The 4,227-nt window shown below is 44.3% G+C and carries 7 protein-coding genes; all 7 read right to left on the minus strand.

What is annotated here, in order from left to right; all coding sequences use genetic code 11:
* A partial coding sequence (locus Q0200_RS06935; RefSeq protein ID WP_297939494.1) for an ATP-binding protein occupies window positions 1–450 on the minus strand: 450 nt, incomplete at its 3' end.
* 206 nt (window positions 451–656) lie between these two features.
* Entirely contained in the window at window positions 657–824 is a 168-nt protein-coding gene (locus Q0200_RS06940) for a hypothetical protein (protein ID WP_297939497.1), read from the minus strand.
* A gap of 110 nt (window positions 825–934) precedes the next feature.
* Window positions 935–1,621, minus strand: a complete 687-nt coding sequence (locus tag Q0200_RS06945; protein ID WP_297939500.1) for a lysophospholipid acyltransferase family protein — start codon at window positions 1,619–1,621, stop codon at window positions 935–937.
* The gene (locus tag Q0200_RS06950) at window positions 1,608–2,885 is read right to left on the minus strand and encodes an SH3 domain-containing protein (protein WP_297939513.1); all 1,278 of its coding nucleotides are present in this window, start codon (window positions 2,883–2,885) and stop codon (window positions 1,608–1,610) included. The genes Q0200_RS06945 and Q0200_RS06950 overlap by 14 nt, the downstream gene beginning before the upstream one ends.
* 68 nt (window positions 2,886–2,953) lie before the next feature.
* Window positions 2,954–3,619 (minus strand): phosphoribosylformylglycinamidine synthase subunit PurQ, encoded by a 666-nt coding sequence (purQ, locus tag Q0200_RS06955; protein ID WP_297939503.1) that lies wholly within the window; start codon window positions 3,617–3,619, stop codon window positions 2,954–2,956.
* Window positions 3,616–3,876, minus strand: a complete 261-nt coding sequence (gene purS, locus Q0200_RS06960) for a phosphoribosylformylglycinamidine synthase subunit PurS (protein WP_122871328.1) — start codon at window positions 3,874–3,876, stop codon at window positions 3,616–3,618. The genes purQ and purS overlap by 4 nt, the downstream gene beginning before the upstream one ends.
* A gap of 1 nt (window position 3,877) precedes the next feature.
* Window positions 3,878–4,227, minus strand: a 350-nt coding sequence (locus Q0200_RS06965; RefSeq protein ID WP_297939510.1) for a phosphoribosylaminoimidazolesuccinocarboxamide synthase, incomplete at its 5' end; no start/stop codon positions are given.

Here is a 4,227-nt window from a genome sequence, read left to right on the forward strand (position 1 = left end):
CCAGCGGTTTACTTCCGAGCTGCCGGCTTTCTTTGTAATAACTTCGATTTTCTTTGCGACCATAAACGCCGAATAAAACCCGACGCCAAACTGCCCGATGAGCGCGCTATCTTTTTTAGCTTGGCCGCTTAGCTTGTCCAAAAAGCCCTTCGTACCGCTTCTAGCGATGGTGCCGAGGTTGTTTATCAGCTCGTTTTTATCCATGCCGATGCCGTTATCGCTGATCGTTAGCGTCTTTTTATCTTTGTCTATTTTAATATCGATTCGCGGGGAGTAGCTTAGATTTTTGTAAGCATCATCCGTGAGGCAGAGGTAGTTTAGCTTGTCCAGTGCGTCGCTTGCGTTTGAGATTAGCTCGCGCAAAAATATCTCTTTGTTTGAGTAAAGCGAGTGTATCATCAAATTTAACAGCTCGTTTACCTCGGTCTGAAATTCAAATTTTTCGCTCATTTTTTCGTCCTTTGTTTTTAAAATTTTTTAGCAGATTATAGCACAAAGTGCTAAGAATATCTTTAAACTTGATACGATTACTATCAACTAATCTAAAATTTGTTTCTCAAATTTGATTGCTTTTTCTATCCGCACAAAGTCGATTTCGTTGGTATTAAAGATAAAAAGCGTAAAAAGGCGGTCGCAATTCTTGCCGCACTCGTCGTTTACTCGGTGCGGGTTTGCGACAAAAACTCCATAATTTGATCAAGTCCTGCGTCTGTTTGTTTGCTCGTAGCGTTTTTGTCATAAAAAATCTCAAAATCAGGCTCCAGTAAATTTGAAGCAAATAAAATTTGAGCTAAAACCATAAATATAACGGCGTACTTTTTCATAAATCCTCCTAAATTTACGGCTTTTACGAGGCGGTCAAATTTGGCTCAAATTTTAGCTGAAAAGTTCATCAAATTTACGCGTGCGGCAAAATTTATGATAAAGCAGCGCTTTAAATTGCCGCTTTTTGCCTCTCGTTGTCGAGAGTTTCTTGCATTTTAGCTCTTGCGTTTTCTAGCCACTCAGGGTCGGCGGTGTCGATAAGATCTAGGCAGATGATTTTGATTTTGCCGTTTTTAAAGCTAAAATTTTTCACGTCCATGATGTCCGAGCCCGCGATCACGACTGGTTGGATTTTTAGATTTAGCTTGTCGGCGATGATTTTCGCACCGCCCTTAAACGGCAAAAGCTCCCTTGAGTGCGAGCGCGTTCCCTCGGGGAAAATCGCCAGCACGCGCCCCTTTTCGACGCGGTCCTGCGCGTCTTTTACGAGTTTGATGAGCGAGCGTTTGTTCTCGCGCTCGACTGAAATCATCTGCGGCACGTGGATGATCTGTCCGATGATGGGCAGGTCGGCGATCTCTTTTTTAGCGATCCAGCAGAGATTTTTCGGATAGACTTCCTCTAAAACGACGATATCTAACATGCTTTGATGGTTCATGATGATCATATTTGCGCGCTCGTCGAAGTTGCCGACGACTTCGAGCGAATAAAATCCGAAAAATCGCTGGCTCCTACCCCAAAATTTCCTCACGGCGTGAATATGCTTTTTTAAAAGCCACATAAAAAACACGACCAAAAGTATGCTAATGAGAAACTCGACCGCGAAATACGCGGGCTTTATCCTAGAAAATATCATCTTTTTTTACCCAGCCTATCTTACCGTCGTCTAGTAAAATTTTGACGTAGTCCTCGCGCTTGCCGAGGATCTCAACCTTTTGCTCCGCTTTTGAGGTATAAAATACGCTCGAGTTTTGCGTAGGCAAAATTTTTACGTTTATGTTTTGTCTTAGCGTCGCGCCGCCAAACGGGTTGTAGCTGTAAAGGATATAAGCTCCAAGGCCGACCACGACGACGAGGAATATCGCATCGCGCTTAAACAAAAACGTGATCAAGAAAATACCGAAAAGCGCGTAAACTCCGATATTTTTGTAAATTTCAAATTTGCTTTGCTTTGGATTTAGTCCGATTTGCGTGCTGATCTCGTCATCCTCGACGACGACCGGGAGCGAAAAGCTCACGAAATCTTTTTTAGCCAGGCTAAAGTAGTTAAAATCGATCGAGGTTTTTTCAGGCGAAAATATCGCGAAATAATATCCGCTTTGTGCGTCAAATTCGCCGCTCGTGGAGTCCACGCCTTGTTTGATGATGTCCTTGTCCTCGATGAAAAAGTCCGCGATATTGCCTTTTTGCGCGTTTACTTCGACGATCATGATGAGATTTTTATCGTCAAATTTGTTGGTTTTATATTTTTTGACTTCGAGATTTTGAGCGACGACGTGATTGTATTTCTCGCCGCTTTTTAGCGCTACGATTTTAGGTAGCGAAAGCGTTAAATTCGCCGTCTGGAAAAACTCGCCATTGCGCTTTAAATTTACAGTGATTTTTGGATTTTTCACGGCCTCGGCGGAGGCCTCGGCGTAAATTTGAGCCTTGTAAACGCCTTTACCGTCGTTATCCCAGCGCAAATTTGAGCTTAGCCATTTTAGGTTTTCGGTTTCTGGCAATATAGTTTGCAGATCAACGGCAATATTATCCTGGATATCGACCGAGAGCGTAAAGCTAAAAATTTGCCCGACGTAGACTTGTTTAGGCGCGTTTAGAGCCTTGATGATGATGTCGTTTGGCTGCACGCGCTCGTATAACTGACTATCTTTTAAATTTAACTCGGGCTCGTTAGTAGGCGCTATATTTTGCGGGATAGGTTGACGTAGATGCGTACCGCCTTGGTTGCTTACGGTTTGGCTTTGCGCTACGGGGGTTCTGTTTTGAGTAGCCGTGCTTTGCGTCTGACTTGGGGGTCTGTTTTGCGCGCTTGGCGCTTTGTTTTGTGGGTTTTGCTTTTGCGCGGGCGTTTGCGGAGCGGGCTTGATCACTTTTTGGCTTTGCTCGTCGCCCATCATATCAAACACGCTAGGCTCAGTGGCCCCGCAAGCTAAAACAAATATGGTAAAAAAGGCTAAAAAGGGCCTTAGCAAACTAGCCCTTTTAGCATCTTTAATCCATCGTCCGTACCCAAAAACTTCTCGCAGGCGCGCTCGGGGTGAGGCATGAGGCCGAATATCTTTTTATTATTATCACAAATTCCTGCTATCGCATCGACCGAGCCGTTTGGATTTAGTGTGGCGCCGTTTGCGTCGCAATATTTTAGCAGCACCTGATCGTTATCGTAGAGGCCTTTTAACGTCGCTTCGTCAGCGTAAAAGTTACCCTCGCCGTGAGCGATCGGGATATTTAGGACCTCGCCGATACTCAAATTTGATAGAAATTTATTTGCATTTGAAACCACTTTTAGATAGTGGTATTTTGAGATGAAGCTTAAATTTTCGTTTCGTCTCATCGCGCCTGCAAGCAGTTTTAGCTCGCACAGCATCTGAAAGCCGTTGCAAATGCCAAGCACGTATCCGCCTTTTTGGGCGTGTTTTACAACCGCACTCATCGCCGGGCTAAATTTAGCGATAGCTGCCGTGCGCAAGTAGTCGCCGTAGCTAAATCCGCCCGGAAGCACGATAAGATCGGCATTTATCTCGCTTTCTTTGTGCCAGATTATCTGCGTCTGGCAACCCAAAAGCTCAAAAGCGTACTTTGTATCTTGCTCGCAGTTCGTGCCTGGAAACAAAACGATGGCGACTTTCATTTTGCGCTCTCGCATTTATCGTTTAAATTTATCTCGTAGTCCTCTATGACGGTGTTTGCGAGCAGCTCTTCGCACATTTTGGTGAGCTCCTTGCGCGCTTCGTCTTTGCTTGCGGCGTCTATGTCAAGCACGATTTGTTTGCCTATTCGCACGCCGCTTACGTTGTTAAATCCAAGCGATCCGAGCGCGTGCTCGACAGCCTTTCCTTGCGGGTCTAAAACGCCGTTTTTTAAGGATACGTTGATGATAGCTTTCATTTTAAACCTTAGATAAAATTCTTTTTAAAACTTCTTCGTAGGCGACTTTTACGTTGCCAAGATCCTGACGGAATCTATCTTTATCGAGCTTTTCGTTCGTAGTTGCGTCCCAAAAACGGCAACTATCCGGGCTAATCTCGTCAGCTAGCACGATATTTCCGTCTTTATCGACGCCAAATTCCACTTTAAAATCTACTAGTTTTAAATTTCTGTCTGCAAAAAATTTAAAGAGGATAGCGTTTATCTCGCGCCCCATATGTTTTAACCTATCAAGGTCGTTTTCACTCTTAACTAAGCCCATGATCAGGCAGTGCTCGTCATTTACGATCGGATCGTGTAGGTCGTCGTTTT

Source organism: uncultured Campylobacter sp. (genome assembly GCF_938045225.1).
Taxonomy (GTDB): domain Bacteria; phylum Campylobacterota; class Campylobacteria; order Campylobacterales; family Campylobacteraceae; genus Campylobacter_A.